19 protein-coding genes and 1 tRNA gene are annotated in these 26,001 nt (G+C 64.8%); 10 read left to right on the top strand and 10 right to left on the bottom strand.

The features are described 5' to 3' along the window. Positions 1-28: 28 nt before the first annotated feature. Genes ACFXP9_RS12205 through ACFXP9_RS12190 form a run of 4 tightly spaced genes read left to right on the top strand, consistent with a single transcriptional unit; the run spans position 29 to position 8,357 of the window. Entirely contained in the window at positions 29-1,906 is a 1,878-nt protein-coding gene (locus ACFXP9_RS12205) for a DNA methyltransferase (RefSeq protein ID WP_397210247.1), read from the top strand. Next, on the top strand, positions 1,893-4,022 hold the full coding sequence (locus ACFXP9_RS12200) for an Eco57I restriction-modification methylase domain-containing protein (RefSeq protein WP_397205125.1): 2,130 nt from the start codon (positions 1,893-1,895) through the stop codon (positions 4,020-4,022). Before ACFXP9_RS12205 ends, ACFXP9_RS12200 begins: the two co-directional genes overlap by 14 nt. Further along, entirely contained in the window at positions 4,012-7,278 is a 3,267-nt protein-coding gene (locus ACFXP9_RS12195; RefSeq protein WP_397205127.1) for an N-6 DNA methylase, read from the top strand. The genes ACFXP9_RS12200 and ACFXP9_RS12195 overlap by 11 nt, the downstream gene beginning before the upstream one ends. Continuing rightward, the gene (locus tag ACFXP9_RS12190; protein WP_397205129.1) at positions 7,272-8,357 is read left to right on the top strand and encodes a phospholipase D family protein; all 1,086 of its coding nucleotides are present in this window, start codon (positions 7,272-7,274) and stop codon (positions 8,355-8,357) included. The genes ACFXP9_RS12195 and ACFXP9_RS12190 overlap by 7 nt, the downstream gene beginning before the upstream one ends. Positions 8,358-8,666: 309 nt before the next feature. On the opposite strand, the gene ACFXP9_RS12185 is transcribed toward ACFXP9_RS12190, so the two are convergent. Both ACFXP9_RS12185 and ACFXP9_RS12180 read right to left on the bottom strand, forming a co-directional pair. Further along, positions 8,667-8,756 (bottom strand) — tRNA-Ser (locus ACFXP9_RS12185). Between the two features lie 53 nt (positions 8,757-8,809). Next, positions 8,810-9,628: a sulfotransferase domain-containing protein gene (locus ACFXP9_RS12180; protein ID WP_397205131.1), complete on the bottom strand. Its 819-nt coding sequence runs from the start codon at positions 9,626-9,628 to the stop codon at positions 8,810-8,812. Between the two features lie 169 nt (positions 9,629-9,797). Between ACFXP9_RS12180 and ACFXP9_RS12175 the strand changes: the two genes are divergently transcribed. Next, positions 9,798-10,415 (top strand): outer membrane protein, encoded by a 618-nt coding sequence (locus ACFXP9_RS12175; RefSeq protein WP_397205133.1) that lies wholly within the window; start codon positions 9,798-9,800, stop codon positions 10,413-10,415. Between the two features lie 124 nt (positions 10,416-10,539). On the opposite strand, the gene ychF is transcribed toward ACFXP9_RS12175, so the two are convergent. After that, entirely contained in the window at positions 10,540-11,637 is a 1,098-nt protein-coding gene (ychF, locus tag ACFXP9_RS12170; protein ID WP_397205135.1) for a redox-regulated ATPase YchF, read from the bottom strand. A gap of 140 nt (positions 11,638-11,777) precedes the next feature. Here ychF and trpA point away from each other — a divergent pair, with 140 nt between their 5' ends. From trpA to ACFXP9_RS12150, 4 genes are all read left to right on the top strand, one after another. Next, complete coding sequence (trpA, locus tag ACFXP9_RS12165) at positions 11,778-12,575, top strand: tryptophan synthase subunit alpha (RefSeq protein WP_397205137.1); 798 nt, start codon at positions 11,778-11,780, stop codon at positions 12,573-12,575. 115 nt (positions 12,576-12,690) lie between these two features. After that, entirely contained in the window at positions 12,691-13,410 is a 720-nt protein-coding gene (locus tag ACFXP9_RS12160; RefSeq protein ID WP_397205139.1) for a TerB family tellurite resistance protein, read from the top strand. A gap of 62 nt (positions 13,411-13,472) precedes the next feature. Beyond that, positions 13,473-14,204 carry a sterol desaturase family protein gene (locus ACFXP9_RS12155; RefSeq protein WP_397205141.1) on the top strand — a complete coding sequence of 244 codons (732 nt, stop codon included), beginning with the start codon at positions 13,473-13,475 and terminating at the stop codon, positions 14,202-14,204. Between the two features lie 80 nt (positions 14,205-14,284). Further along, on the top strand, positions 14,285-14,782 hold the full coding sequence (locus ACFXP9_RS12150) for a hypothetical protein (protein WP_397205143.1): 498 nt from the start codon (positions 14,285-14,287) through the stop codon (positions 14,780-14,782). 206 nt (positions 14,783-14,988) lie between these two features. Here ACFXP9_RS12150 and ACFXP9_RS12145 read toward each other — a convergent pair whose 3' ends face one another. From ACFXP9_RS12145 to acs, 6 genes are all read right to left on the bottom strand, one after another. Further along, a complete protein-coding gene (locus tag ACFXP9_RS12145) occupies positions 14,989-16,275 on the bottom strand; it encodes a PolC-type DNA polymerase III (protein WP_397210245.1) in 1,287 nt (428 codons plus the stop codon). Beyond that, positions 16,275-16,805: a hypothetical protein gene (locus tag ACFXP9_RS12140; protein ID WP_397205147.1), complete on the bottom strand. Its 531-nt coding sequence runs from the start codon at positions 16,803-16,805 to the stop codon at positions 16,275-16,277. The genes ACFXP9_RS12145 and ACFXP9_RS12140 overlap by 1 nt, the downstream gene beginning before the upstream one ends. After that, entirely contained in the window at positions 16,802-18,613 is a 1,812-nt protein-coding gene (locus ACFXP9_RS12135) for a DUF294 nucleotidyltransferase-like domain-containing protein (protein ID WP_397205149.1), read from the bottom strand. Before ACFXP9_RS12135 ends, ACFXP9_RS12140 begins: the two co-directional genes overlap by 4 nt. Before the next feature lie 54 nt (positions 18,614-18,667). Beyond that, positions 18,668-20,482, bottom strand: a complete 1,815-nt coding sequence (locus ACFXP9_RS12130; RefSeq protein WP_397210243.1) for a sodium:solute symporter family protein — start codon at positions 20,480-20,482, stop codon at positions 18,668-18,670. 3 nt (positions 20,483-20,485) lie between these two features. Further along, positions 20,486-20,743 (bottom strand): DUF4212 domain-containing protein, encoded by a 258-nt coding sequence (locus ACFXP9_RS12125; RefSeq protein ID WP_397205153.1) that lies wholly within the window; start codon positions 20,741-20,743, stop codon positions 20,486-20,488. A gap of 96 nt (positions 20,744-20,839) precedes the next feature. Further along, a complete protein-coding gene (acs, locus tag ACFXP9_RS12120; RefSeq protein ID WP_397205155.1) occupies positions 20,840-22,795 on the bottom strand; it encodes an acetate--CoA ligase in 1,956 nt (651 codons plus the stop codon). A 191-nt stretch (positions 22,796-22,986) separates the two neighbouring features. Between acs and ACFXP9_RS12115 the strand changes: the two genes are divergently transcribed. Further along, positions 22,987-23,493 carry a pyridoxamine 5-phosphate oxidase gene (locus ACFXP9_RS12115; protein WP_397205157.1) on the top strand — a complete coding sequence of 169 codons (507 nt, stop codon included), beginning with the start codon at positions 22,987-22,989 and terminating at the stop codon, positions 23,491-23,493. A gap of 86 nt (positions 23,494-23,579) precedes the next feature. Here ACFXP9_RS12115 and ACFXP9_RS12110 read toward each other — a convergent pair whose 3' ends face one another. Then, a complete protein-coding gene (locus ACFXP9_RS12110; protein ID WP_397205159.1) occupies positions 23,580-25,871 on the bottom strand; it encodes a glycosyl hydrolase family 28-related protein in 2,292 nt (763 codons plus the stop codon). Between the last annotated feature and the right edge of the window lie 130 nt (positions 25,872-26,001).

Here is a 26,001-nt window from a genome sequence, read left to right as displayed (position 1 = left end):
AAGAAGAATTTCCGGGGACAGTTACCACATGCTTCACATTCAGCCCGAGCCATCCAAATCGGCCCATTCGATGTCGGAGGCTTCTCTGGACGCGCTATACAGGCGGCCCTTAGCTGCAAAGAGGACTGGCGCCCTATACGGCGCCTTTCCATATCCAACAAAGATATCGCCAGAAGCAATCGCTCTGTATATCGCCGCCCACACCAAACCCGGCGACACCGTGTTTGACGGGTTCGGGGGCAGCGGGACGACCGGCCTTGCAGCGTTGCTGTGTGAGCGGCCGACCGCGGAACTGCGCGCCGAAGCGGTCCGCCTCGGCCTTAACGTTCAATGGGGTGCCCGCAACGCCGTTCTCTATGAGCTGGGCGCGCTCGGCTCGTTTGTCGGACGGACCCTGACCAATCCGCCCGATCCCGCCGCGTTCAGGAAGGCGGCCGAAGACGTATTGGCCGCAGGCGAGAGCGAAGACGGCTGGATGTACGAGGCGCGCGACCCCTCCGGCGCGAAAGGCTCCCTTCGTCATCTGATCTGGAGCGACAAGCTGCGCTGCCCTGCTTGCCGGGGCGTTGTCACCCTGTGGGATGCGTGCGTCGCGCTCGATCCGGCGGAGATTTCCTCCACCTTCTCCTGCCCGAAATGCCGCCATGAAGAGCCGCTGGACGATGTGCAGCGGGTGACGGTGCAGGAACTTGACGACGTATTGGGCGAACAGCGCGCCCTACGCGGGCGGGCGATGGCCCGCGTCTATGGTTCGACTGGGAAAAAACGCTGGTCGCGTCCGGCCACAGCCGCCGACCTGACGCTTATCAAGAAGATCGAGGCCGAGCCGATCCCGTCATGCGTGCCGCAGGCGCTGATCCCCTGGGGCGACCTCTACCGGAAGGGCTACCATCAGGGCATTACGCACGTTCATCATTTCTACACGCGGCGCAATCTCATCGTTTTCGCCCGCATGTGGGAGCGCGTGGAATCCTATCGCGGCGCGCTCCGCGAGGGGCTGCGCTTCTGGCTGCTGAGCTACAACGCGGCGCACGGCACGATCATGACGCGCGTCGTGGCGAAGTCCGGTCAGAAGGACCTGGTCGTCACCAGCGCCCAGCCCGGCGTGCTGTATGTCAGCGGCCTGCCGGTCGAGAAGAACTTTTTTGCAGGATTGCGGCGCAAGCTGACGACGATTGCGCAGGCGTTCGAGACCATTCACGGCGGCAGCGGCAAGGTCGAAGTTGTCCACGGTTCCAGTTGCGATGTCGCGCTGCCATCAGGGAGCATCGACTATGTGTTCACGGACCCGCCCTTCGGGGCGAACATACCCTATGCCGAACTCAGTTTCATAAACGAGGCTTGGCTCAAGACGTTTACCGACCGCACGGACGAAGCCATCGTGAGCCCGGATCAGGGCAAGGCCATCGACGAGTATAGGGAATTGCTGACCCGGTCGTTCAGCGAGGCCCGCCGGATATTGAAACCGTCCGGCAAAGCCACGATGGTGTTTCATTCCGCGTCCGCCGAAGTGTGGAACGCCTTGCAGCGCGCCTACCAGGATGCCGGCTTCGACGTTGAATACGCGGGGGTTCTCGACAAGAAGCAGGGCAGCTTCAAGCAGGTCACGACCGAAGGGGCCGTGCGCGGCGACCCCGTGCTCCTTTTGGGGCCGCGCCGCAAGGCCGAGGCCCGGATCGAAAGCAAGGCCGGGGCGGACGACTGTGTATGGACCGTCGCGACGGCCCTTCACCGCGCGGCGACCGCCGCGCAAGATCCGGCCGAAGCGACGGCGCAAAGGCTGTACTCCCGCCTCGTAACGCATTTCCTCAGCCATCATCAGCAAGTCCCGCTCGACGCTGATGTCTTCTATCGCTGGTATGCAGAACAAAAGCTGCCGGGAGTTTTATGCAGTGCCGGCGACTGACGCGGTCAGCGCGATCAGGTCCTCGGCGCGCTCCTTCGAGGAAAGCCTGCCGCCCGCCCAGCGGAAGCGCCTAGGGCAGTTCTTCACCGGATTGCCGCTGGGGACACTGCTGGCGCACATTGCGCTCGACCCCGATGCGCGCGCCGTAATCGATCCCATGGCCGGTCACGGCGACCTACTCGACGCGGCTGCATTGACGGCGCGGGCGCGAGGTGCCCGGCTCGGCCGGCTGGACGGCATCGAGCTCGACCCTGAGACGTCCGCCTTCTGCGGCCGTAGGACCGCGGCGTTGCAGGCGGACGGTGCCGTCGCCGCTGCCCGCATTGTCACGGGCAGCGCCTTTGATCCAGCAATCGTCGCTGAGCTAGACGCGCCCGGCTACGATCTTGTCATTACCAATCCCCCGTATGTGAGATACCAGTCGCAAAACGGGAACGGTGCCGGTATCGGTGACGTGCGCCGGGGCCTGTCCGCTATCGTGGACGCGCGCGTGACCGGCGGCGAACGCGCGCTCTGGCAGGCGCTGGTTGAAGGATATTCGGGCCTTGCCGACCTTTCGGTGCCGGCTTGGCTCCTGTCCGCCCTGCTGACGCGTCCGGGCGGCCGCCTGGCCCTGGTCGTTCCCGCCACCTGGCGCTCGCGCGACTACGCCAATGTCGTGCGCTACGTGCTGCTGCGGGCGTTTCGCCTTGAATTCATCGTCGCCGATACGCAGCCCGGCTGGTTTTCGGACGCGCTGGTGCGCACGCATCTTGTGATCGCGCGGCGGCTCTCATGGGACGAAGCGCAAGCGCCCGTGTCGGATCGGTCGTCCTTGCCTGCCGCACACTGGCTGCAAGTGACGCCGGCGGCTGCGGGCGGAGGGTCCCTGGTGGGGCGTGCCTTCCCCGGGCCGGAACCAGAGCGGGATTTCGCAACCTGGGCGAGCGCGGCGAACCGGGAGGTTCCGAGCATCGAGAGCCGCCCGTTTGCGCTGGATGAGGAATGGCGAACACTGGAGCAGCGCCTTGGACGCAAGAGCTGGTTTCAGAACGCCGAAAACCGGCGCGACGCGCTGCCGCTCTTTTCAGTCGCGGAGGCACGGTCGGCGGCGATGCCGGAAGGATTGCGCGAAATGCTGCCGCCCGGCGCGACGCCGGTTCGTCTCCAGACGCTTGAACGGGCGGGCATCCGGGTCAGCCAGGGCCTGCGTTCGGGTTGCAACCGGTTTTTCTATGTGACGCTTGCCGGTGAGGATGAGAACGAAACCGTTACCGTCGAAGCGTCGGAGAGCTTTCAGAACATGCGTTTCCGCGTTCCGGCGGCGGCGCTGCGGCCCGTTCTCCATCGCCAGGCGGATATTGAGGCCTTTGCGAGCGGCTACCTTCCGGTAACACGCGTGCTCGATTTGTCGGACTGGGTCCTGCCGGAAGACCAGCCGGCCGTCGCTGAAGCGGCGGAGGCTTACCGCAGGCGGGGCATGTCCGTGCCGCGCGTCATGCCGCCCGAACTGGCATCGTTCGTGCGGCTCGCCGCCCGGTATGCGCCGGACCCCAAAGAGCCGGCACGGTGCATTCCCGACCTATCGGCGGTGCGCACCAATGTCCGCCGGCCGGCCAACGGCCGCGACGTTCCGCGCTTCTGGTACATGTTGCCAGCCTTCACCGCGCGCCACTTGCCCGTGATCTTCACTCCGCGGATCAATCACGGGACACCGGCCGTCGCGCTCAATACCCAGCCGCCCATCCTGATCGATGCCAATTTCTCGACCCTGTGGGCGGAAGAGAGGCGATGGACAGTTCACGCGCTCTACGCCCTGTTCCACAGCAGCTGGTGCCGGGCAGCGATGGAATCCGCCGGCACGCCGCTTGGCGGCGGCGCGCTCAAACTCGAAGCGACGCACATCCGCCAGGTGCCGATTCCGCCATTGTCCGACCGGGACTGCGAGAGACTCGCCACGCTAGGACAGCAGTTGGCCGCGGCCGTGCCGTCAGCCCGGGACCAGATCGACATGTTCATCCTGGCCGCTGCGTTGCCCGGCAGCGATGAAAACGACCTAAAAGAGGCGGCGCGCCATATCGACTCCCGACTCGAGGCCGCGTGCGCCGCCCGTCAAAGGACCGTCCATGACAGCTGACATTGCCCGCATTCGTGAAACCATCGGTCGCTGCCGCATGCTGCGGGACGCGGGCCGTGTCGAGGCGGTTCTGCGCAGCGAGTTCCAGGGACGGTTGCGGCTTATGTTCCCCGACACCGCGCATGAAACCTGGATCAACAACTACACCGAAGGGACCGAGGCGCACACCAAGGTCGGCACGGGATCGGGCAAGGCCGCGTCCCGGTTCATAGACAATCTCGTGGGATCGACCACGATCGAATACGAATCCGACCTGCGCAACACGGCCAAGCGCGACACCGGCTACGCGCAGGTGCAGGAGCAGGCGGCGGGGCTCGTCCGCGCAGGCATGCCGGTTTCCACGGTCCGGGGCGTGCTATCCGACACGGTCGAATGGTACGCCTACGATGCCGTGCTTGCGCCGGGTGTCGATCCGTCCGCCTGCACCGCTGCCGATATCACGCTCGTCGTCGTTGACGAACTGACGCTGGCCGATGACAGCGTCCTGTCCGCCGAGCAGCTCGGCGCTTTCATCAGGAAGCATCTGGCGCGCGAACAGTCCCGGCCCCTGCGCGCCGAATTCCTCGCTTCCGATCTTGGCATGGATTCGGCCGCATATAAGAGCAGCGCGGGGCCTTTGTCGCTGTTGGTGAACGAGGGGCGCAAGGCCGATCCGTCGGCGAGCCTGGCGACCGACCTCTGGTCCCGCTTCGTCGATCACCTGGAGGGGCCGGCGGGCACCTTCCGGACCGCCGCGTATGTCGATGAAGCCTACGTGACGCTGCTCGCGCGGCTGCTGAGCGCGAACGTGCTGACGGGCAAGGCGCTGCTCAGCACGGACGACGAGCTGAAGGCGATGCTGAACGGCGCATTCTTCCGCAACAATTTCCAGCTGGAGAATGTGGTCGAACAGGACTATTTCGGCTGGCTTCTCGGCCCGTCCTACATCGACCGGCTCGTCGCGGTGGCCCGCGACCTCCAGCGCGATCTCTATGCTTACGATTTCAGCTGGTATCCCGAAGAGGATTTGTTCGGCCGCCTCATGGCGCAGCTCGCCCGGCGCAGCCAGCGCAAGCTGCTCGGCCAGGAATGGACCCCGCACTGGCTCGCCCGCCTGCTTGCCGACCGTTGCATCGACGGCCTCCCGGCAGGGGAAAGCCCCCGGATCGTCGATATGTGCTGCGGGTCCGGCACGATGCTCGCGGAAATCATAAAAGCGACGCGGGACCGGTTCGGCTTTGTCGCGATCGAACAGCTTGAGGACGCTGCGACCGGCTTTGATATCGACCCGCTGGCCGTCAGCCTCGCGAAGGCGACATGGGTCGTCAGCCTGTCGGCCGAGATCAAGGCGGCGACGAAACCAATCGTCATCCCGGTCTATCACGCGGACTCGCTGTTCGCCGTTACGCCGGTTTCCGCGTCAGTTCCCTTGGTCGGCGAAAGCGACACCATTCCGGTTTCCCTCGACGGCACGACCATCCAGCTGCCGACGGCGCTGGTGCAGCCGGCCTACCGGGAGTTTTTCGACCGGATCGTGGACTGGGCTTACGACGAAGCGCGCGATGCGCAGCGTCGCGGGACCGTCGCGGGCTTCAGCAAGGCCGACGCGGACAGCTTTCTCGACGGCACGATCGAGGCGTTCGGGATCACATTGCCGCCGGAGCTTTACAAACAGCTTTCCGGCGCGCTTTTCCCGCTGGCGCATCGCATGGCTGAACTGGCGGTCGCAGGGCGCAACGGCATCTGGGCGTTCATCCTGCGCAATACATACAGGCCGGGACTCCTGACCGGCCACTTCAACGGGCTTGTGTCCAATCCGCCATGGCTCGCCATGAGCGGGCTGGCCGACAATCCCTACCGGGACCTGCTGAAAGGCAGGGCGAAACTCTACGGCATCCAGCCGGCGGGACAGTCCTTCCTTCATCTTGAGCTGGGGACGATGCACATGCTTCACGCCATCGACCGCTATCTCGGGCCGGATGCCTGCGTCGCCTGTCTCGTGCCCGGCACTGTGCTGAACGGAAACCATCACGAGCGGCTGCGGCGGCATGACTTCCTGGCAAGCGACCGTCCCGTGCCGTTCGACATCGCAGAAGTCTGGCAGGTCGCGCCCGGCACCTTCAAGTATCCCGGCGCGGCGCTGGTCGGACACAAGAGAGCGGACACGACCGGGCTTCCGCAGAACGCGTTCGCGGGCTTCGTCGCGACCGATGCGGGGCTGGATGCCGCAGGCTTTTCAGTTCGCACCATCGGGTCGGCGCGCAGCGCCTGGGTGCTCGAAAAGGGCGGCGGTGCGGCCGTGGCCAGCGGCGGGGCAGACCTGCCGCAGCAGGGGGCCGATCTTATGCCGCGCACGGCGGTATGCGTGGACATCGTCCAGAATGCGGGGCCGGAATACCGTGTCGATACGCCGACCCGCGCTTCCGCATGGGGGTTTACGATCAAATCCGCCAAGGAGATGGCGGCCGAGCGCTTTCCCGGCCATGTCGCGCCGCGCTTTATCTATCGCATGGCGCAGTCGGAAAACCTGCTGCCATTCGTTCTCGGTGCCCATCGCGCGCCCATGGCTTTGCCGGCGCTGCGCGCGGCCGGCGGGACATGGAGCATTCTCGACGAGTCTGAAATCCGCCGACAGGGATTTACCCAGACCGCGCGGCGCTTCGCCGCGATCAACCAGAAGCTCAAAACGGTCGGGAAAGGAAAAACGCTCCAGCAGCGCATAGACGAACGGGGCAAGCTGTCCAAACAGGTGTTCGGGGCGGCCGGGCATCTCATTCTGGCCGGGGCTGGCGGCAAGATAATCTGCGCGGCGTGCCTTCCGGTGGCGCAGGCCTTGGATCTTGTTGTCGATCAGACCCTCTACTGGAAGGTCGTGGTGGACGCGGACGAGGCCTGGTACCAGGTCGGCATGCTCAACAGCGTGGCCCTGACCAACGCCACCCTCGCGTTCAACCCGAAGGGAGATTTCGGCGAAAGGCATCTTCACACGCTGCCGTACAGGATGATGCCCGCATACGATGCCGGCAATGGCGACCACCGGAAGATCGCGGCCCTCGCGAAGGACATTGCCGTACTTGCCGAGGGCCACTGCACGACCGACCCCTATCTGGCCGACCCTGCCAAAGCGCTGACAGCGCGCCGCCGCAAATTGCGCGCGCTGCTCGAAGGATCGCCGCTCCTGGTGCAGCTTGAAACGCTGGCCCGGTCTGCTCTTGCCGGCACATCCACCGCGTCGACCGGCGGGAGCGGCAGCGGGGCGCAGGCACCGGCATGCTGATCGTCCAGAATGCCGCGGAACCGGCGAGCTTGCGTAACGCTCTCGTCGATATCGTCACGGCGGGGACGGTCGATATTCGCGTGGCCTCGGCTTACGTCACGCTCGGCGGCGCAAACATACTGCTGTCCGCCGTCGCGAACGCTGTGGGTCCTGCCGCGTTCGCGGCGATGCCCAAGACTCTTGTTACATCCTTCGATTTCGGCCTCACCGAACCACAGACATTGCAGCATTGGCGCGCGCTGGCGAACGCCACAGTTTTCGTCTCCGGCGCGCAGAGACTGGCGCAGGGTTCGCTTATGCCGCCGCGTGCCTTTCACCCCAAGCTTTATGTCTTTGGCCGCGATCCCCAAACATGCAGCACGCTGGTCGGCTCGGCGAACCTTACGAGCCGTGGCTTTAGCGTGAACACGGAGGTGGCATGGGTGCAGCAGAGCATTCCTCGTGCCGATGCCGATGCCGCCTTTGACAAGGCGCGTTTTGAAACGACCGCTCTCACCGACGACTTGCTCGCAGCCTATACCGCTCTGCGCCAGGCCCAGCCGCCGCCGCCCGAGATCGAGCAGGAGGCGCAGCCTGTAGCAGCGCCGGCACCTGTCGCCGCTGCCGCGCTGCCCCTGTTCAGGCTCGCTATCGCGAACGGAGCCATCAACCCGGCCGATTACGCGGCCATGTGGGTCCACGGTGAGGCCCTTCAGGGCGGATCGAGCAACCAACTGGAATTTCCGCGCGGGGGCCATCGGTTCTTCGGCTTTGTGTTCGACCAGTATGACTATCCGCATAATCTAACGATTGGTGAGCCCGTCCTCCGCAGCGGCGCGCGCGTATGGGACGACAGGCGATTGACGTGGCACGGCAACAACAAGATGGAGCGGATGAATCTGCCCACGGCCGCGCAGGGTGGATTTGAATATCCCGACACAGCCGTTATGTTCCGCCGCCTGACCGATGGCTCGTTTGAACTCATCGTGACCCCCTGGGAGTCAGATCTCGCCCGCTCATGGCGGCTGGCCTCGGCCCAGCGGCAGACGCTATTTCGCTTGGGCACCGTCGCAACTAACCGGATCGTGGGGCTAATCTGACCATCGCTCGACAATCATAGGTCAAGTGGGCATTAATCCTTCACGAGTTCGATGCCAGACCCGACCGAGAGGGGAATGAACTGAGAACCTGCCTCACGCGACATTTATAAATTACGTATTTGTTTCAATGGTATAAGGCTGTTCACCGGAAAGCCATCGGTTAACAGGTCGGGAGAATATCGGCCCTGAGAGACCGCTTCCGGCCCTCCTGGCGCCTGCGCCAGTGCTCAGCCCCTCCCGCATAACCCTCGAAAACAACGGAGAAATCCGGCCGCAGCCGGATAGGGAGAACGCTTTCGCTGGGGCAAGTGGCGGAGACGAAGGGATTCGAACCCTCGAGACGGTTTCCCGCCTGCACCCTTAGCAGGGGTGTGCCTTCGACCACTCGGCCACGTCTCCGCCGACCCGTTTAGCGATGGCTCCGGGGCATGGCAAGACGCCGCGCCATCTTTTTAGCGGTTTTCCACAAGTTCCGGGGCGCGGGTCCAGGTGTCGTCCGCCGCATAGCCATAGCCCGACAGCAAATCGCCATGCAACGCGGCGAAATCGCGGGCCAGCGCCGGGGTGAAGGCGCGGCACCAGTCCCCTGCCCGGCCCGACCGGATATGCGGTGTGCCGGCCGGGCGGATGACGGCGCGGCGGCGGGCCGACCGCAGCCCGCCGAACAGGCTGTTGGCCTGCATCGCCGCCAGCCCGTGCGCGAAATCGGCGCCCCTGAACCCGGCAAAGCGCAGCGCCTGACCAAAGACCCGCATCTGCGGATCGTCGATGCAATCCTCGTATCGCAGGGTCATCACCCGCGCCCCGGCCCCCAGCCAGTCGCGCAATTGCGCCAGCGTGGTGTCGGTATGGGCCGACATCTCGAACCGCAGCCGGGCCTCGCCGCGCGGCAGGGCGCGCAGATGCTGCCGATAGCTGACCCCGCCGGTCGCATCCCGCCAGGGCCGCGACAAAAAGCCCTCGGTCGCGTGCAGGTGATAATTCGTGGCCGATACCAGCAGGTCGCGCGGGTCGCGCACCATGTGCAAGACGCGTCCCAGCGCGACCTCCTCGGGCGTATAACCACCTTGCTGGCTGAGGGTGATCAGCACCCCCCGCGCCCGCCGCGCCCGGTCCAGATGCTGGCCCGGATCGGCCCGAAAGGCGCGGTGCGGCACGAAATAATGCCCGGTTCTGCGGGCAAAATCGCGAAACACCGCCGAATACCACACCGACCCGGTCTTGTGATGCGTGGCCACATGCACCACGCGCAAATCGTCATAATGATACATCGCGCACCCTGTTTCCGGCGCGGTTTAGCATTGTGCGCAGGTCCCGGACAACTGTCACCCCGGCGCAGATGTGGCCAAAACGCAACCACGTTTTGTCGCGACAACGTGAGTTGCAACCGACCCCGGAAAGGTGCGTTTACCCATCAAACCAAAACTAAGGAGAAAGACGATGAAACTGTCTTACACCGCCTTCGCCATCGCCGCCCTGACCGGCAGCACCGCTTTCGCCGGTGGCTATGTCGCCCCGGTGGTCGAGCCTGTCGTGGCCCCGGTCGTCGTGACCGATCCGATGACCGACTGGACCGGTTTCTATGCCGGTGCGCAATTCGGTCGCTTCGATGGTTCGCTGAGCTTCCCCAACACCGCTGACCGCGATGCCACCGGCAATGCCTATGGTATCCATGCCGGTTACCTGCATGACATGGGCCAGTTCGTGCTGGGTGGCGAAATCGCCTATGACAAGCTGGACGGTCTGGACATCGACGGTCTGTCGGACAAGGTCGATGGCAGCAAAGTCAGCGCCAAGGTTCTGGCCGGCTATGACGCGGGCCGCTTCCTGCCCTATGCCACCATCGGTTACGCCAAAGCCAAAATAAACGATTTCGGCGCATCGGGCGATGTCGATGGCGACGGCTATCTGTATGGTATCGGTGCGAAATTCAAAGCTACCGACAATGTTCTGGTCGGCGCCGAAGTCCTGAAGCACAAATTCAAAGACTTCAACGACACCGACAATCTGGATCTGGACGCCACCACCTTTGGCGTGAACGTGTCCTATCAGTTCTGATCGGTCTTGACCGTCAAAACAAAGGGGCGCCCGGCGGCGCCCCTTTTTCATGCACATCCTGCGCGGCCCCGGGCGGCTGACCCGGATGGTGCAGCCGCGACCTAATGCCGCGACCCAATGCCGGTCAGGCGTTGAACAGGAAATGCAGCACGTCGCCATCCTTGACGATATAGGTCTTGCCCTCGACCCGCAGCTTTCCGGCCTCGCGCGCGCCGGCCTCGCCATTGCCAAGGACGTAATCGTCAAAGGCAATGGTTTCGGCGCGGATAAAGCCCTTTTCGAAATCGCCGTGAATGACCCCGGCGGCCTGCGGGGCGGCGGTGCCTTTGCGGATGGTCCAGGCGCGGGCCTCTTTCGGGCCGACGGTGAAATAGGTTTGCAGCCCCAGCAGGTCATGCCCGGCGCGGATCAGCCGGTCCAGACCGGCCTCGGTCAGACCCATCTCGGACAGGAACATCTGCGCTTCCTCGTCGTCCAGCTGGCTGATCTCTTCCTCGATTTTGGCCGAAATCACCACATGGCCGGCACCTTGCGCGGCGGCCATTTCAGCCACCTTGTCAGACAGCGCATTGCCGTTGGCGGCCTCATCCTCGGCCACGTTGCAGACATACAGAACCGGCTTGGCGGTCAGCAATTGCAGCATGTTCCATTGCTTGCGGTCGTCTTCCGCGACCTCGACCGTGCGCGCGGGGCGGCCATCCTCCAGCACGGCCAGCGCGGCTTTCAGCAGGCGTTCCTGCTCGGCCGCCTCTTTGTCGCCGCCTTTCAGCTTGCGGGTCAGGTTCGCCAGACGCTTTTCGATCGATTCCATATCCGCGATCATAAGCTCGGTCTCGATGGTCTCGGCATCGGCCAGCGGGTCCACGCGCCCCTCGACATGGGTCACGTCGCCATCCTCGAAGCAACGCAACACATGGGCGATGGCGTCGACCTCTCGGATATTGGCCAGAAACTGGTTGCCAAGACCCTCGCCCTTGCTGGCGCCTTTGACCAAACCGGCAATATCGACAAAGGTCATGCGGGTGGGGATGATCTGCTTGCTGCCCGCGATTTCGGCCAGCTTGTCCAGACGCGGGTCGGGCACCGCGACCTCGCCAACATTGGGTTCAATGGTACAGAACGGAAAATTCGCGGCCTGCGCGGCGGCGGTTTTCGTCAGCGCGTTGAACAGCGTCGATTTGCCGACATTCGGCAGCCCGACGATCCCCATGCGAAAGCCCATGATGCACCCTTTCCTGTGTGGTCGCCGCGCTTTTATGGGCCAAACCGCACCAAGTCCAGCCACCCTGCGGTTGCGGCGTTGATCTTGACCCCCGCGCCGCGCTAACCCTTGCCCCCAGCATACCAACGCCAGAGGCCGCCATGACCCGAATCGACGACACTTTCGCCCGCCTGTCCGCCGCTGGCAAAAAGGCCTTTGTCGCCTATATCATGGCCAATGACCCCGACCATGACACCGCGCTTGACATCATGCGCGGCCTGCCCGGCGCCGGGGTCGATATTATCGAACTGGGGCTGCCCTTTACCGACCCGATGGCCGATGGTCCCACCATTCAGGCGGCGGGCCAGCGCGCGCTGGCGGCGGGCGGCAGCGTTCAGGCCACGCTGGACATGGTGCGCGCCTTTCGCGACACCGACGACACCACGCCGATCGTGCTGATGGGCTATTACAACCCGATCTATGCCGGTCAGGGGGGCGTGCCGGGGTTTCTGGACCGCGCCACCCGCGCCGGGGTGGACGGGCTGATCATCGTCGACCTGCCCCCCGAGGAAGACGCCGAACTGTGCCTGCCCGCCCGCGATGCGGGGCTGAACTTCATCCGTCTGGCCACGCCCACGACCGATGATGCGCGCCTGCCCGCCGTGGTGCAAAACACCAGCGGGTTTGTCTATTACGTCAGCGTCACGGGCATCACCGGGGGCGCGGCGGCACAGGCCGATACCGTGGCCCCGCAGGTCGCCCGCATCCGCAAGGCGGCGGGCCTGCCGGTGGTGGTGGGCTTTGGGATTTCAACCCCCGAAGCCGCGCGCGAGATTGCCGCCACCGCCGATGGCTGTGTCGTCGGCAGCGCCATCGTCAAGCTGATCGGAGAGGGAAAACCCGTCCCCGAGGTGCTGGACCGCGTGCGCGCGCTGGCCGCAGGCGCCCATTCCGCCTGACCGCCCCCACACCGCCCCCCACACCACACGCCCCCGCCCCAGCCGCCGCTGCCACCCGTTGTCGCATCACGAATTTGTCGCTGGCCGCAGGGCGCTTTTGCGCTAAACTGGGGGCATGTTGGATATCCGCACCCCCCTGCACGGCAGCCCTGCCGCGCCCGAATTGCCGCGCCCGCGCAGCTTCTGGCAGCGCATCGGTGACCGTCTGGCGGTGTGGCTGTCGGTGGCGCGCCCGGCCTCGCCACCGGAAAAATCGGTCGCCTTCACCATCGCCGTGATCGCGCTGGGGGCCAAACTGGCCAAGGCCGACGGCACCGTCGCCCGATCCGAGGTTGCGGCCTTTCGCCGGGTCTTTGTCATCCCCCGCGCAGAAGAGGCCAACGCCGCCCGCGTCTTTGACCTGGCCCGTCAGGACGTCGCCGGGTTCGAGCTGTGGGCAGACCGCATCGCCCGCCTGTTCCCGCCCGCCGATCCGGTGCTGGCCGACGTGATCGAGGGGCTGTTCATCATTGCCGCCGCCGATGGCGACATCCACGAGGCCGAGATGATCTTTATCGACGAGGTCGCCCGGCGCTTCGGCCTGTCGGACGACACCGTGCTGGCCATCCGCCGCCGCCACGACCCGCGCAATTTCTGCGCCCCGTGCGAGATGCTGGGGATCGCCCCCGACACCCCCCTGCCCGTCGCCCGCAAGCGGTGGCGCGACTTGGTGCGGGAATCGCATCCCGACCGCGCCATCGCCCGCGGCCTGCCCCCCGAGGCCGTGCGTCTGGCCGAGGCCCGCACCAAACGCCTGAACGCCGCCTGGCGCGATTTTCAGGCCGGGCGGACGTAACGGCAGGCTTGACAGCGCCCCACCCCGCCCCCGAGCCTTGGGAAAACAGGGGGGGGGGTGCAATGTCACCGAACACTAATCGCCTTGCGATGATGCTGTCGCATTGGCCGGTCGCCGTGATGGCGCTGGCCTTTCTGGCCGGTCTGGCGGTCACGCTGACCGGGCCGCTTTGGCTGTGGGCGCTGGTGCCTTTGGGCGTGGCACTGCAAATGTGCAATGAATATGCCATGCACCGTTTTCTGTTCCATCTGCCACCGCCGCGCCGGCAATGGGCTTTTGACCTGCTTTATCAGGCGCATTACGGCCATCACGATTTCCCGACCGTGCCGGGGCTGTTCTTTGTGCCGTGGTGGGTGGCGCTGCCGATGCTGGCGGCGCATTTCGCCCTTGCCGCCCTGATTGCCGAGGCGGTTCTGCCCGGTTTTGGCCTGCGCATCGCCTGTGCGCTGACCCTGACCGGGGGCGTGGGCACCTTTCTGTCTTATGAATGGTTTCACATGACCGCGCATCTGCCTGTCCCCAAAACACGGGTCGAGCGTCACGTTACCACCCTGCATAACCAGCATCATTTCCGCGATTTCAACCGCTGGTTCCACGTCTCGCCGGGGGGCGAGGTGATCGACAAGGCGATGGGCACCGCCATTGACCGCGACAGCCTGAAATCAGCACAGCGGGCGGAATTCATGCGCACATTGGGGATGCCGCCAGACGATCCGCGCCTGATCGCCGCCCGCCTGCGCTTTGGCCCGCGCCACGGCCTTGGCCCCGACCAGATCGCCCGCGCGGCGCGGTAACCGGGAACCGCGCGGGCGGCGGCGAGGTTGGTCTGACAGACGCCCACAGCCATCGCCACGCCATCGCCCGAAGGATCGCCATGCCCCGTCTGACCCCCGCCCTTGCCCTGTGCGCGCTTGTCACCCCCATGGCCGGACTGGCCCAAGGCTTTGACATGCCCCCCGCCGACCCGCCCGCCAGCACCGAGGCCCCCGATGCCCTGGCCCCCGATGCACTGGAGCGCGGGGTAACCAATTTCATGGAAAACCTGATGCGTGATATGGCCCCGCATCTGGAAAATCTTGGCCGCGACATGGAAGGCGCGGCCAATGCGCTGGCGCCCACGCTGCGCGACATCGGCACACTGATCGACGACATCCGCAATTACGAGATGCCGCAGCGGCTGGAAAACGGCGACATCCTGATCCGCCGCCGCAGCGACGCGCCGCCGTCACCCCCGGTCAGCGACCGCCTGAACCGGATGGTCACGCCGCACGAAACCCGCCCGGCCCCATCCGCCCCCGCCCCTGACGCCGAGGGGCGCGGCCGCCTGCGCGACCTGCTGCGGCAACTGCCCGAAAACGGCATCAACCTGTAACCCCGTGCGCCGATACGCAGATTGCGGCGGCGAAACCCCAAACCCGCCCCCGCAACTGACCAGCCGCATCAAATGCGGCACCATGGCGGCGCCGGAAAGGATCAGACAGCGCCCATCGGCACCGCCGCCGCAACCTGCGCTGGCGCGCATCACCGCTGGCATCATGCCCGTCGGCGCGTCCCAAAACCACGCCCTTGCCTGATCGCCTAAGGCCGCGCCGGTTCAGGTTTGGGGGTGTTGGCGTCCTCCAGCAGGCGGCGATGTTTGCGGGCCTGCGCGGTTACATCCTGAAAATGAACCAGCCCCTTGGCCCGCAGCGCCGGTAACAGACGCAGCAGCGCCTGTGCCGTGGCCTCGGCATCGCCAAGCGCGGTGTGGCGGCGTTCGGGGGGTAATTCAATCCCCAGCCGGGTCAGCAGCGCGTCCAGCGAATGGGGCGCCGACTGCCCCCAGACCATGGCCGATAACAGCACCGTATCCAGAATGCGGTTATCGAAATGACAGGCGGTTTCGTCGCGACAGGCGCGCAGGAACCCCATGTCGAAGGGCGCATTATGCGCCACCAGAATGGCGTCGCCGGCGAAATCGCGAAACGCCTGCATGGCGTGGGTGATGTCGGGCGCGCCCTGCACCATCTGGTCGGTCACCCCATGCACCGCCGTCGATTTGGGCGGGATCGGGCGACCCGGATTGACCAGCATGTCGAAATGCGCGCTGGCAAGGCGACCGGCCTCGACCCGGACCCCGGCGATCTGAACGATGCGGTCATTTTCCGGGTCCAGACCGGTGGTTTCGGTGTCGAACACCACGAAACTTTCGCCTGCCAGACCATCGGGCGGGGCACAAAAGGCGGCCTCAAGCCGGTGGTCCAGACGCGGCTCTGCGACCGGGGGCGCGGGGATGATGGCCAGCCCGCCCCCTTCTGCCAGCACACGGTGACGGGTGCCATCCGGCCAGCCCTGCGGCTGATCACCCAGGTGCAGGCCCGGCATGGCGGCGCGCGCCGCCGCATTGGCCAGCACCACACGACCGCCCGCATCGCGCAGCACCAGACCGGCGCCGCAATCGGCCAGAATATCGGCCATCACCGCGGCAACCTGTTCGCTGTCGGCATTCGCAGGCGGGAAACACACATCGCGCGCCGCCGGGGCCAGATCGGCCAGATAGCGGCCCTCGCCCTGCGCTGGCGCAGCCCCGGTGCGCAAGCCGCCGGCAAGGGTCTCGATCGGGCGGGCGACATGGTGGTCGAACAGATACCAGACCCAGACGATCAGCCCCAGCGCGCCGAAACAGCCAATCACCGCCGCCAGCGCCAGCGCATCGACCGACCCCGGCGCGGCCTGGCCCAGAAACGCCACGCCGCTGCTGGCCAGCCGGTCCGCCGCCGCATACAGCCCGGCGCCGATCACCGCCAGAACCCCCAGCGCCAGCCCGGCAAAGATCAGAAAAACCCGCAGGCGCAGCGACAGACGGTCATGCCACGCCGCCGCCATCACACCGCCCCCGGCGCCGGCAGATCGGCGTCACAGATGGCGCGCAACGCCGGGTGGTCGGCCTGTGCGGGCAGCCAGTCGCCGGTCGCGCCCGACGGCCCGACCATGCGCTGGCGTCCGCTGTCGCAATCGACCTCAAGCGTGACGGCGCGGGTGGGTTGCCAGCGTTCCACGAACAGGATCTGGCCGCTGCGCATCGCCCCCGTGCCCCGAACCAAAGCCGCGCGGTCCAGCGCGGTAAAGCGCGCCACCACCGGAAAGGCCAGCGTCCATGGCCGCCAGGCCTGCCGCGCAACCCCCTGATCCAGAACCACAACCCGGTCGGGCAGTTGCGCGCGCACGCGGTCGAACCATGTATATTCATTCCAGACCGCAAACCCCAGCATCGCGCCGCCAATGGCCAGCGGCAACAGGATGCGCGGCAGTGGCCGCCCGGCCTTGCGCGCCGCGTGCATGGCCGCATAAACCAGCGCCGCCGCCCCGATGCCCACGGCCAGCAGGCCAAGGAAATCCCATGCAAGTCCGCTCATGTCAGGGCCCCTTTTCCATGCCCCACGGCAGATTGCATCGTGCGCACCACGACAAAGGCGTCGCGCAGGTGGCTGCGCTCGAAATCGGGCAGATCCGAGGGCGAAAGGTAATTATCCGGCTTGCGCCCGGACCGGATCAGATGCGCCTGATTGTCCAGCCGCAGCGTCTGGATCAGGTCATAGGCCGCAATCAGGTCACGCGCCCCGCTGCCCGAGATCACGCCGCGATCCTCGGCCTCCAGCAGGCGCTCGCGGGTGTTGACGGCCTCGATCCGGCCTTGCAGCGCATAGACGCGGGCCAGATCGGCCACCGGCACCACCCCGTTCATCTTCATGTCGATATGGTTGCGATGCTCGCCCGAACGGATGGTCGCAAAGCCCCGGATCATCCCCAAAGGCGGGCGGTGCTTCAGGCTGTTGCCGATCATATGGGCCACGAAGATGGAATTTTTCGCCGCCATATCCAGCGTTTCCGCCTGAAGCCCCGACAGCAGGCCGGCATCGCCGCCAATCGCGCGCAGGTCGAACATGACACTGGCCAGCATCTGCGCCTCGGGGGATGGGCGCTCGATCCAGCCGCGGAAATAGTCGCGCCAGACCGATCGCGGCTGCCGCCAGCGCGGGTTGGTCGCCATCATATCGCCGGGGCAATAGACATAGCCCGCCCGGTTCAGCCCGTCGCTGACGAATTTCGCCAGATTCGCGAACCACGGATGGTCCGGGTCGGCGCTATCGGCCAGAATCAGGCAGTTATCCTGATCGCTGACCCCGGTCTGTTCGCGCCGCCCCTGCGAGCCACAGGCCGCCCACAGATAGGGCGCGGGCGGCGGTCCCAGCTTGTCCTCGGCCAGCGTCAACAGGCGGCGGGTGACGCTGTCGGCCAGATCGGTGATCAGCCGGGTCACGACCTCGTGGCGCTGATGGGCGGCGACCAGCTGCACCAGCAGGTCAGGAATGCGCGCCGTGACCTGCGCCATGGCGGCGGGGTCGCTGGCCTGTGCAATGTCGCGCAACAGCACCTGCGAACTGACCGCCTGCAAACGCGTCAGATCGGTCTGTGTCACCATACCGACGAAACGGCCATGTTCGACCACCGGCAGATGCCCGATATGTCGTTCCAGCATCATGTGCAGCACGTCCGAGCCAAGATCCTGCGGCGTCAGCGCAATCGGGTCGGCGGTCATGATGTCACCGACCGGCCGCGCCGGATCGACGCCCCCCGCCACCACCTTGCCCGACATATCGCGCACCGTGACAATCCCCAGCAGCGCGCCCTGCGGATCGGTGATCCCAAGGCTGCTGATGCGATCATCGCGCATCATCCGCGCGGCCTGAACGATGGGGGTGTCGGGCGGGCAGGATACCGGCGCATGGGCCATCAGGTCGGCCACTTTCAGCGTTGCCACCTCGGCCCCGCGCCCCTCGGCGGCGCGGCCCCGGCGGAAAAACCGCGCGAAGGGCCGGGAATTATGCAGCAGGCGCAGAAATTCGGCCTTGGGCAGCATCAGCATCGTGCCGGCCTGCGTGACCCGCGCGCTGGTCACCGCCAGCCCGTCGCCCATCAGCCCGCGTTCACCAAAGCTGTTGCCCCGCCCCAGAACCGAGACCAGCCCGCCATTGCGGTCGGTCACCTCGACCCCGGCGCTGTCGATCAGGAACAGGCCCGACAGCGGCTCTCCATGGCGATAGACGGTTTCGCCAGCGGCGAAATCCCTGCGGCTGAAGGAACCGGCGACGCGCGCCAGCTCGTCCCGCGACAGGGCGTCATAGGGGTGAATGCCGGAAATGAAATCAAGAATGTCGGTCATGGTCCACGCCCCCGATAAATGGGTCGCGCCCCGCAAGGCGCGACCCGGTCAGTGTCAGTGATCCACCGCCGCGCCGGCACCGGCGGGAGTGCGGATCGATTCGACCAGATCCTGAACCTCAAGCGGGGGGTCCTCGGTCGCGTTCGAGACGACATATGCGACGATAAAGTTCAGCGCCGCGCCGACCACGCCAAAGCTGGCGGGGGAAATCCCCATCACCCAGTTGGCAGCCGTATCTTCCAGCAGGTTGGTCCCGGAAATGAAGAACCAGCCCTTATAGGTGAAGATGTAAACGAGGGTCGAGATAATCCCCGCCAGCATCCCCCAGATCGCGCCCTGCTTGTTCACGCGCTTGGAGAAGATGCCCATCATCAGCACCGGGAAGATGGAACTGGCCGCCAGACCAAAGGCCAGCGCCACGGTTTGCGCAGCAAACCCCGGCGGGTGCAGACCCAGAATGGTCGCCACCAGAATGGACACCGCCATCGAGACGCGGGCGGCCATCAGCTCGCCTTTTTCGCTGATCGTCGGGTTCAGCGCACCCTTGATCAGGTCATGCGACACCGCGCCCGAGATCGCCAGCAACAGACCTGCCGCCGTCGACAGCGCCGCCGCCAGACCACCCGCAGCCACGATCCCGATCACCCAACCCGGCAGGTTGGCGATTTCGGGGTTGGCCAGCACCATGATGTCATTGTTCACGGTGGTCAGTTCGTTTCCGGTCATGCCGGTTTCAGCGATCTTGGCGGTCAGGGTCTCGTTCCCGTCAGCGCCGGTATCATTGTAATACTGGATCAGGCCGTCGCCGTTCTTGTCCTCCCAGCCCAGCAGGCCGGTATCGGCCCAGGTCCGCATCCATTGCAGGTCGGGGCGGGTCTCGATATCGGACAGCGAAACGGCGGGCTGGCTGAAGGTATCGCCGGTCTGCGCGCCCGGCCACATGGTCGCGGTCAGGTTAAAGCGCGCCATCGACCCCACAGCCGGGGCCACGGTGTAAAGCAGCGCAATGAACACCAGCGCCCACCCCGCCGAAGACCGCGCATCCGACACTTTCGGCACGGTAAAGAAGCGGATGATCACATGCGGCAGACCCGCGGTGCCGATCATCAGCGCCAGCGTGAACAGCACCATGTCCAGCGTCGATTTGTGGTGCCCGGTATAGGATTTGAAGCCCAGATCCGTGACCACCTGATCCAGCTTGGTCAGGAACGCCACGCCGGTGCCGTCATGGGTGCCAAACAGCCCCAGCGGCGGCAGGAAATTGCCCGTCAGCTGCAAAGAGATGAACACCGCCGGAATGGTATAGGCGATGATCAGCACCACATATTGCGCCACCTGCGTATAGGTGATGCCCTTCATCCCCCCCAGCACGGCATAGACAAAGACCAGCGCCGCGCCGATCCACAGGCCGGTTTCGTTGCTGACCTCAAGGTAACGCGCAAAGGTCACGCCGACGCCGGTCATCTGCCCGATCACATAAGTGATCGACACGATCAGCAGGCAGACCATGCCAATGATGCGGGCGGTTTTGGAATAAAACCGGTCACCGATGAATTCCGGCACGGTAAACTTGCCGAATTTGCGGAGGTAAGGCGCCAGCAGCAGCGCCAGCAGCACATAACCGCCGGTCCAGCCCATCAGATAGGTCGAGTTGTCATAACCGGTGAAACCGATCAGACCCGCCATCGAGATGAAGGACGCCGCCGACATCCAGTCGGCACCTGTGGCCATGCCGTTCATCACCGGGTGAACGCCCCGGTTGGCGGCATAGAATTCCGCGGTCGAGCCAGCCCGCGCCCAGATGGCGATACCGATATAGACGGCAAAGGACAGGCCGATGAAGATCAGGTTAAGGGTAAACTGGTCCATGGCTTACTCCTCGACGCCATGTTCGCGATCCAGCCGGTTCATGCGCGCGGCATACCAGAAGATCAGCACGATAAAGATAAGGATCGAGCCTTGCTGCGCGAACCAGAAGCCCAGATCGGCCCCGCCGACCGGGATGCCGGCCAGCAGCGGGCGGAACAGAATGCCGAAGCCGAACGACACCAGCGCCCAGATCGCCAGGCAGATATAGATGATCCTTAAGTTCGCCTTCCAATAGGCATTTGTGGCGTGTTTGTCCCTCATCAGGTTTGACCCTCCCTCTCTGGTCAGTTGCCGCCTGTCCTCGTGAACCCCCGTCCCGCGACGGCACCGGGCGGGGGTATGACGGCGCAGCCGGTATCAGCCGCGGTTCATCCGGTTTTCGATCAGCTCGTCGACCACACCCGGCTCGGCCAGGGTCGAGGTATCGCCAAGACTGCCGAAATCGTTTTCCGCGATCTTGCGCAGGATGCGGCGCATGATCTTGCCCGACCGCGTCTTGGGCAGGCCCGGCGCCCACTGGATCAGGTCGGGCTTGGCGATCGGCCCGATCTCGGTGCGGACCCATTGCTCCAGCTCTTTGCGCAGATCGTCGCTGGGGTCGACCCCGTTCATCAGCGTGACATAGGCGTAAATCCCCTGCCCCTTCAGGTCATGGGGATAGCCCACCACCGCCGCCTCGGCGACCTTGGCATGGGCCACCAGCGCCGATTCGACCTCGGCCGTGCCCATGCGGTGACCGCTGACATTGATCACGTCATCGACGCGGCCGGTGATCCAGTAATAGCCCTCGGCATCGCGGCGACAGCCATCGCCGGTAAAGTAAAAGCCCGGATATTGCTGGAAATACGTCTCCATGAAGCGCTGGTGATCGCCCCAGACGGTGCGCATCTGGCCGGGCCAGCTGTCAGCGATGCACAGCACCCCCTCGACATCGTTCCCCTCGATCACCTCGGCGCTGCTGGCATCCAGAACCGCCGGGCGCACACCAAAGAAGGGCAGCGTCGCTGACCCCGGCTTGGTCTCGATCGCATAGGGGATCGAGGTGATCATATGGCCCCCGGTCTCGGTCTGCCAGAACGTGTCGACAATGGGGCAGCGGCCCTTGCCGATATGGTCGTTATACCAGGTCCAGGCCTCGGGGTTGATCGGCTCGCCGACGGAACCAAGGATGCGCAGACTGGACAGGTCGTATTTCGCCGGCCATTCCGGCCCCTGCCCCATCAGCGCGCGGATGGCGGTGGGCGCGGTATAGAACTGGTTGACCTTGTGCTTTTCACAGACCGCCCAGAACCGCCCGGCATCGGGCCATGTCGGCACCCCCTCGAACATCAGCGTGGTGGCGCCATTGGCCAGCGGGCCATAAACGATATAGCTGTGCCCCGTCACCCAGCCGACATCGGCGGTGCACCAGAACACATCGCCCTGACGGTAATCGAACACATATTCATGCGTCATCGCCGCATAGGCCAGATAACCGCCAGTGCTGTGCACCACACCCTTGGGCTTGCCGGTCGAGCCGCTGGTATACAGGATGAACAGCGGGTCCTCGGCCCCCATCGGGCGCGGCGGGCATTCGGGGCTGGCATGGCTCATCAGATACAGCAGGTCCACGTCGCGGTCCTGAATCCAGGTGGTCTGGTCGCCGGTATGCTTGACCACCAGACAGCGCACCCGGTCCGAACAGTGCAGCAGCGCCGCATCGGTATTCGATTTCAGCGCCGTGCGCCGGCCACCGCGCGGCGCGGTATCGGCGGTGATCACCAGCTTGGCCCCGCAATCATTGATGCGGTTGGCCAGCGCGTCGGGGCTGAACCCGGCAAACACGATGGAATGGATGGCGCCGATCCGCGCACAGGCCAGCATGGCATAGGCCGCCTCGGGGATCATCGGCAGATAGATCACCACCCGGTCGCCCCGCATCACGCCCTGACTTAACAGCACATTGGCCATCCGGTTCACCTTGTCGGACAGCTGCGCATAGGTGATATGCTGTGCTGGTGTTTCGGGGTCGTCGGGCTCAAAAATAATGGCGGTCTGGTTGGCGCGGGTGGGCAGATGACGGTCAATGCAGTTCACGCTGGCATTCAGGACGCCATCCTCGAACCACTTGATATGGACATTGCCCATGGTGAAATCGGTGTCTTTCACCTTGGTGAAGGGGGTGATCCAGTCCAGACGCTTGCCCTCGCGCGCCCAGAACGCCTCGGGGTCGCGAATCGATTCGTCATACAGCCGCTGGTAATCCTCCGGTCCTGCATGGGCACCCTCGCCCCCGGCCGGAATGGCTTGTTTGGCAATCGTTTCTGCGGCCATAGTGCTGCTCCCTCTCTCAGCATGTGCTGGCAAGATGCCACGCTGCGACGCAGCGTCACGCCTTGCTCCTTCCATGGGCGAGTAAACGGTGTTTTCCCTGTCGCGTAAAGCCCGCCTGACGCAATAATCTGTCGCGAAGCCATTAAAATGTCGCTTTTGCCCTTTTCCACCCGCTGCCTGAAAGATCCGCCATGACGCCAGACCCTTATCGCACGCCAGACCCCGAAACGCTGACCCGGATCGACACCGCGATTGCCGGCATGACCCATGCCATACTGGCCTGCCATGACCCCGCCGGCCACGGCCCGCTGATGTCGCGCATTGCCTGCCAGCGCCTGCCGGATGGCCGGATCATGGCGCTGCTGTCGGGGCTTGCGGGGCACAGCCACGCCCTTGCCGCCGACCCCCGCGCCGGGCTGTTCATCACACCCGCGGCAGGCCAAAGCCGCAACCCGATGGCCGCGGCCCGGCTGTCGCTGCAATGCCGCGCCCGCAAAGAGGGTCCGCCAACCGCCGCACAGCGCCATGACTGGCTGGCGCGCGACCCGCTGGCGCAGGTCTTTATCGACCTGCCCGATTTCGCGCTGTGGCATCTGACGGTAACGGCCGGGCTGTGGAACGCCGGGTTCGGTCGCGCCTTCCGGCTGACGCACACAAACCTGCCCCCGGCACCCGCATCAGACAGCCCGCCCGCCTGACGCAAGGGGTAACGCAAAAAGCCCCGGCGGTCGAAACCGCCGGGGGATACGCGCTGACAGGCCCCATCAGGCCCGGTTCAGGCGCCTCAGTCCGGGCTGTCCATGCGCACCCGCAAGGCCAGTTGCCCCTGCACCGGTTGCGTCCAGCCAACCTGCAAGGCGCGCTTATCCGCCCCCTGCCGCGTGGAAATCACCGGGAAATCGGCCACCCGCGCCCCCGCGCCATTCAGCAGCGGCGCCTCGGCCACCACCGATTCCACCTTCTGCGTCCAGCCGCCAAAGGGCAGCGCCCCCTCGGTCTGGACCAGCCAGTTCCGCTGCGCCGTTGCCTGCTGCACCGTCATCATCAGCGGGTTGGCAACATAGGTGCGCACGCCGTTGAACATATTCGCCTCGAACTGGATATTGCGCATCCGGCTGTAATCCAGATCCGCGACCGAGCGATCCACACGGTCGATCCGGTCGATCTTGACATATTCCGCCCGGAACACGTTCGAGGTCACGCTGAGGCCATGGATGTGATGCCCCCGCCCATAAGGCTTGACCACCAGCCAGGCAAAATCCGGTCCCACATTATGCACCAGAAAAGTGTTGCCGGTGATGATCAGCCCGCCAAAGGAATACTGGTTCCCGAAATCCGGGTCGGCGTCATATTCATTCGTCCATTCGATAAAATTGTTATCGACGTAATTGCCGGTGATGGTGGTCATCATATTGCGCCCGGCCAGAATCAGGCCCGCACCCCGCACCGCCGGCTTGGCACCGTCGCCCTGGAACCAGTGATTGCCCTCAATCATATGACCGGTCCCGGTCACCACCAGAAACGCCCCGAAGCGCACGAAACGGTTATTGCGGATCTTGGAATCATTGGCATTGATATTGATGGCAATGCTGCGCCGGTTCTGCGCCAGATCCTGCATTTCATTGGACAGGAACTGGCAGCGATCAACCAGCAAATCCTGACATCCCCGCCCGATCGAGGTGATGCCGCGATCCTTCGGCGCACCGATATAGCAATCGCGGATGTGGAACATGCTGCCCGCCACCGGCAGCATGATACCGCTGGCCACACCGTTCAGCTTGATATCCAGATCGGCAAAATTGACCCGGTCCATCTGCGGCACCCCCGAAAAATCGAAGGCATAGCGATAGCGCTCGAACCCATAAATCCGGGTTCCCGCACCCCCATGCAACGGCTGCGACAGGCTCAGCGTTTTGGCCGCCATGTTCTTGCCGTTGACGTAAACCTCGCGCCCGACACCAACCCCGGTCACCCGCGCGCCAATCTCGATATTGGCGATATTGGCAACATTGCTCAGCTGTCGCGGCGCCGCCGGATCATAGCTCCCCTGAGAGGTCGCCGTCCCGGTTGCCCAGGCCGGGCCGTCAATCACATTAATGGACCCGTTCGCAATCACCCGGCGATTGCTGAAACTGCTCAGCCCCGGCGACAGCGCAGCCATATCCAGCGGCTCGGTCAGCTCGACCCGGCGACCGCACAAATCCAGCGTGGTATGATCAGTATAGCCGAACAGCGCCTGCAAGGCCCGTTTCAAACCCTCGGTTTCATCGCCAAACGCATCGGCATAGGTCGGAAAGTCAAAGCTTTTCAGCAGCGCCAGCCGCGCCTCGCGTGGCATTTTCAACTGACCGGCAAAGCGCACCGCATTGTTCATCGACAGGCTTTGACCAATACGATATTCGCCACGCGGCACCATGACACCGCCCCCATTGGCCGCCGCATCCGCCGCCATGAAGGCCGCGTGGCAATCGGTAACGCCATCGCCCACTGCACCGAAATCGCGCACATCGACCCAGTCCAGCCGCCCCGGCAAAAACGCCGCGGTGATATCCTCGATCTTCACGCTTTCGATACGCACCGACCCGCCATTGGCCCCGGTAAGGTCCAGACCGAAATGACCATAGACCGCCTGACTGCCCCAGCTCAGATCCACGCCTTTTCGCGCACCTGTGCCGACAATGGCCGAAACCTCGACCACCTTGCCATAGCCCGGCAGCGCCACCTGCGTCCCGGTGGTCACCACACCCGGCACCGGCTGGCGCGCGCCATTACCGGCAAAGGCCGCGATTCGCGCCGAACACAGCGTCCCCGCCACCATCTTGACCCGCGCCGAGACCCGCAGATAGCACCCCGGCAGCAGCGGTGTCTCACCCATGAACCGCAGGCGGGTTACACTGTCGGTCTTTGCAATCTCAAGACAGGTGCCGAAATCCTGATCTGCGGGCACGATGGCTGCGTTTGCCGCACCATGCCATGTGGCCGACCCCGGCGTCCCATCCTGCCGTGACCAGACTTTCAGACCGGCACTGAAATCCGGCGGCGACAGCAGAACCCCATCCGTGATGGCAATGTTCATTCCATTCTCCCCTGACAACTCGGCACGCAGCCGCAACATCGCCGGAAGAATGATCTGCAAGGGTTAACAAAACCTGAACCATGCGCGCGTTGCACCCCTCACATCACAAACACCTCCTTTCAAAAGGACA

Source organism: Paracoccus jiaweipingae (assembly GCF_044335505.1).
Taxonomy (GTDB): domain Bacteria; phylum Pseudomonadota; class Alphaproteobacteria; order Rhodobacterales; family Rhodobacteraceae; genus Paracoccus.
Note: the sequence above shows the minus strand (reverse complement) of the source record. Positions and strands in the feature narration are given on the sequence as shown.

Coding starts and splice junctions, on each gene's coding strand:
- ACFXP9_RS12205 (WP_397210247.1), top strand. CDS start 29: ATGCTTCACATTCAGCCCGAGCCATCCAAATCGGCCCATTCGATGTCG.
- ACFXP9_RS12195 (WP_397205127.1), top strand. CDS start 4,012: ATGACAGCTGACATTGCCCGCATTCGTGAAACCATCGGTCGCTGCCGC.
- ACFXP9_RS12190 (WP_397205129.1), top strand. CDS start 7,272: ATGCTGATCGTCCAGAATGCCGCGGAACCGGCGAGCTTGCGTAACGCT.
- ACFXP9_RS12180 (WP_397205131.1), bottom strand. CDS start 9,628: ATGTATCATTATGACGATTTGCGCGTGGTGCATGTGGCCACGCATCAC.
- ACFXP9_RS12175 (WP_397205133.1), top strand. CDS start 9,798: ATGAAACTGTCTTACACCGCCTTCGCCATCGCCGCCCTGACCGGCAGC.
- ychF (WP_397205135.1), bottom strand. CDS start 11,637: ATGGGCTTTCGCATGGGGATCGTCGGGCTGCCGAATGTCGGCAAATCG.
- trpA (WP_397205137.1), top strand. CDS start 11,778: ATGACCCGAATCGACGACACTTTCGCCCGCCTGTCCGCCGCTGGCAAA.
- ACFXP9_RS12160 (WP_397205139.1), top strand. CDS start 12,691: ATGTTGGATATCCGCACCCCCCTGCACGGCAGCCCTGCCGCGCCCGAA.
- ACFXP9_RS12155 (WP_397205141.1), top strand. CDS start 13,473: ATGTCACCGAACACTAATCGCCTTGCGATGATGCTGTCGCATTGGCCG.
- ACFXP9_RS12150 (WP_397205143.1), top strand. CDS start 14,285: ATGCCCCGTCTGACCCCCGCCCTTGCCCTGTGCGCGCTTGTCACCCCC.
- ACFXP9_RS12145 (WP_397210245.1), bottom strand. CDS start 16,275: ATGGCGGCGGCGTGGCATGACCGTCTGTCGCTGCGCCTGCGGGTTTTT.
- ACFXP9_RS12140 (WP_397205147.1), bottom strand. CDS start 16,805: ATGAGCGGACTTGCATGGGATTTCCTTGGCCTGCTGGCCGTGGGCATC.
- ACFXP9_RS12135 (WP_397205149.1), bottom strand. CDS start 18,613: ATGACCGACATTCTTGATTTCATTTCCGGCATTCACCCCTATGACGCC.
- ACFXP9_RS12130 (WP_397210243.1), bottom strand. CDS start 20,482: ATGGACCAGTTTACCCTTAACCTGATCTTCATCGGCCTGTCCTTTGCC.
- ACFXP9_RS12125 (WP_397205153.1), bottom strand. CDS start 20,743: ATGAGGGACAAACACGCCACAAATGCCTATTGGAAGGCGAACTTAAGG.
- acs (WP_397205155.1), bottom strand. CDS start 22,795: ATGGCCGCAGAAACGATTGCCAAACAAGCCATTCCGGCCGGGGGCGAG.
- ACFXP9_RS12115 (WP_397205157.1), top strand. CDS start 22,987: ATGACGCCAGACCCTTATCGCACGCCAGACCCCGAAACGCTGACCCGG.
- ACFXP9_RS12110 (WP_397205159.1), bottom strand. CDS start 25,871: ATGAACATTGCCATCACGGATGGGGTTCTGCTGTCGCCGCCGGATTTC.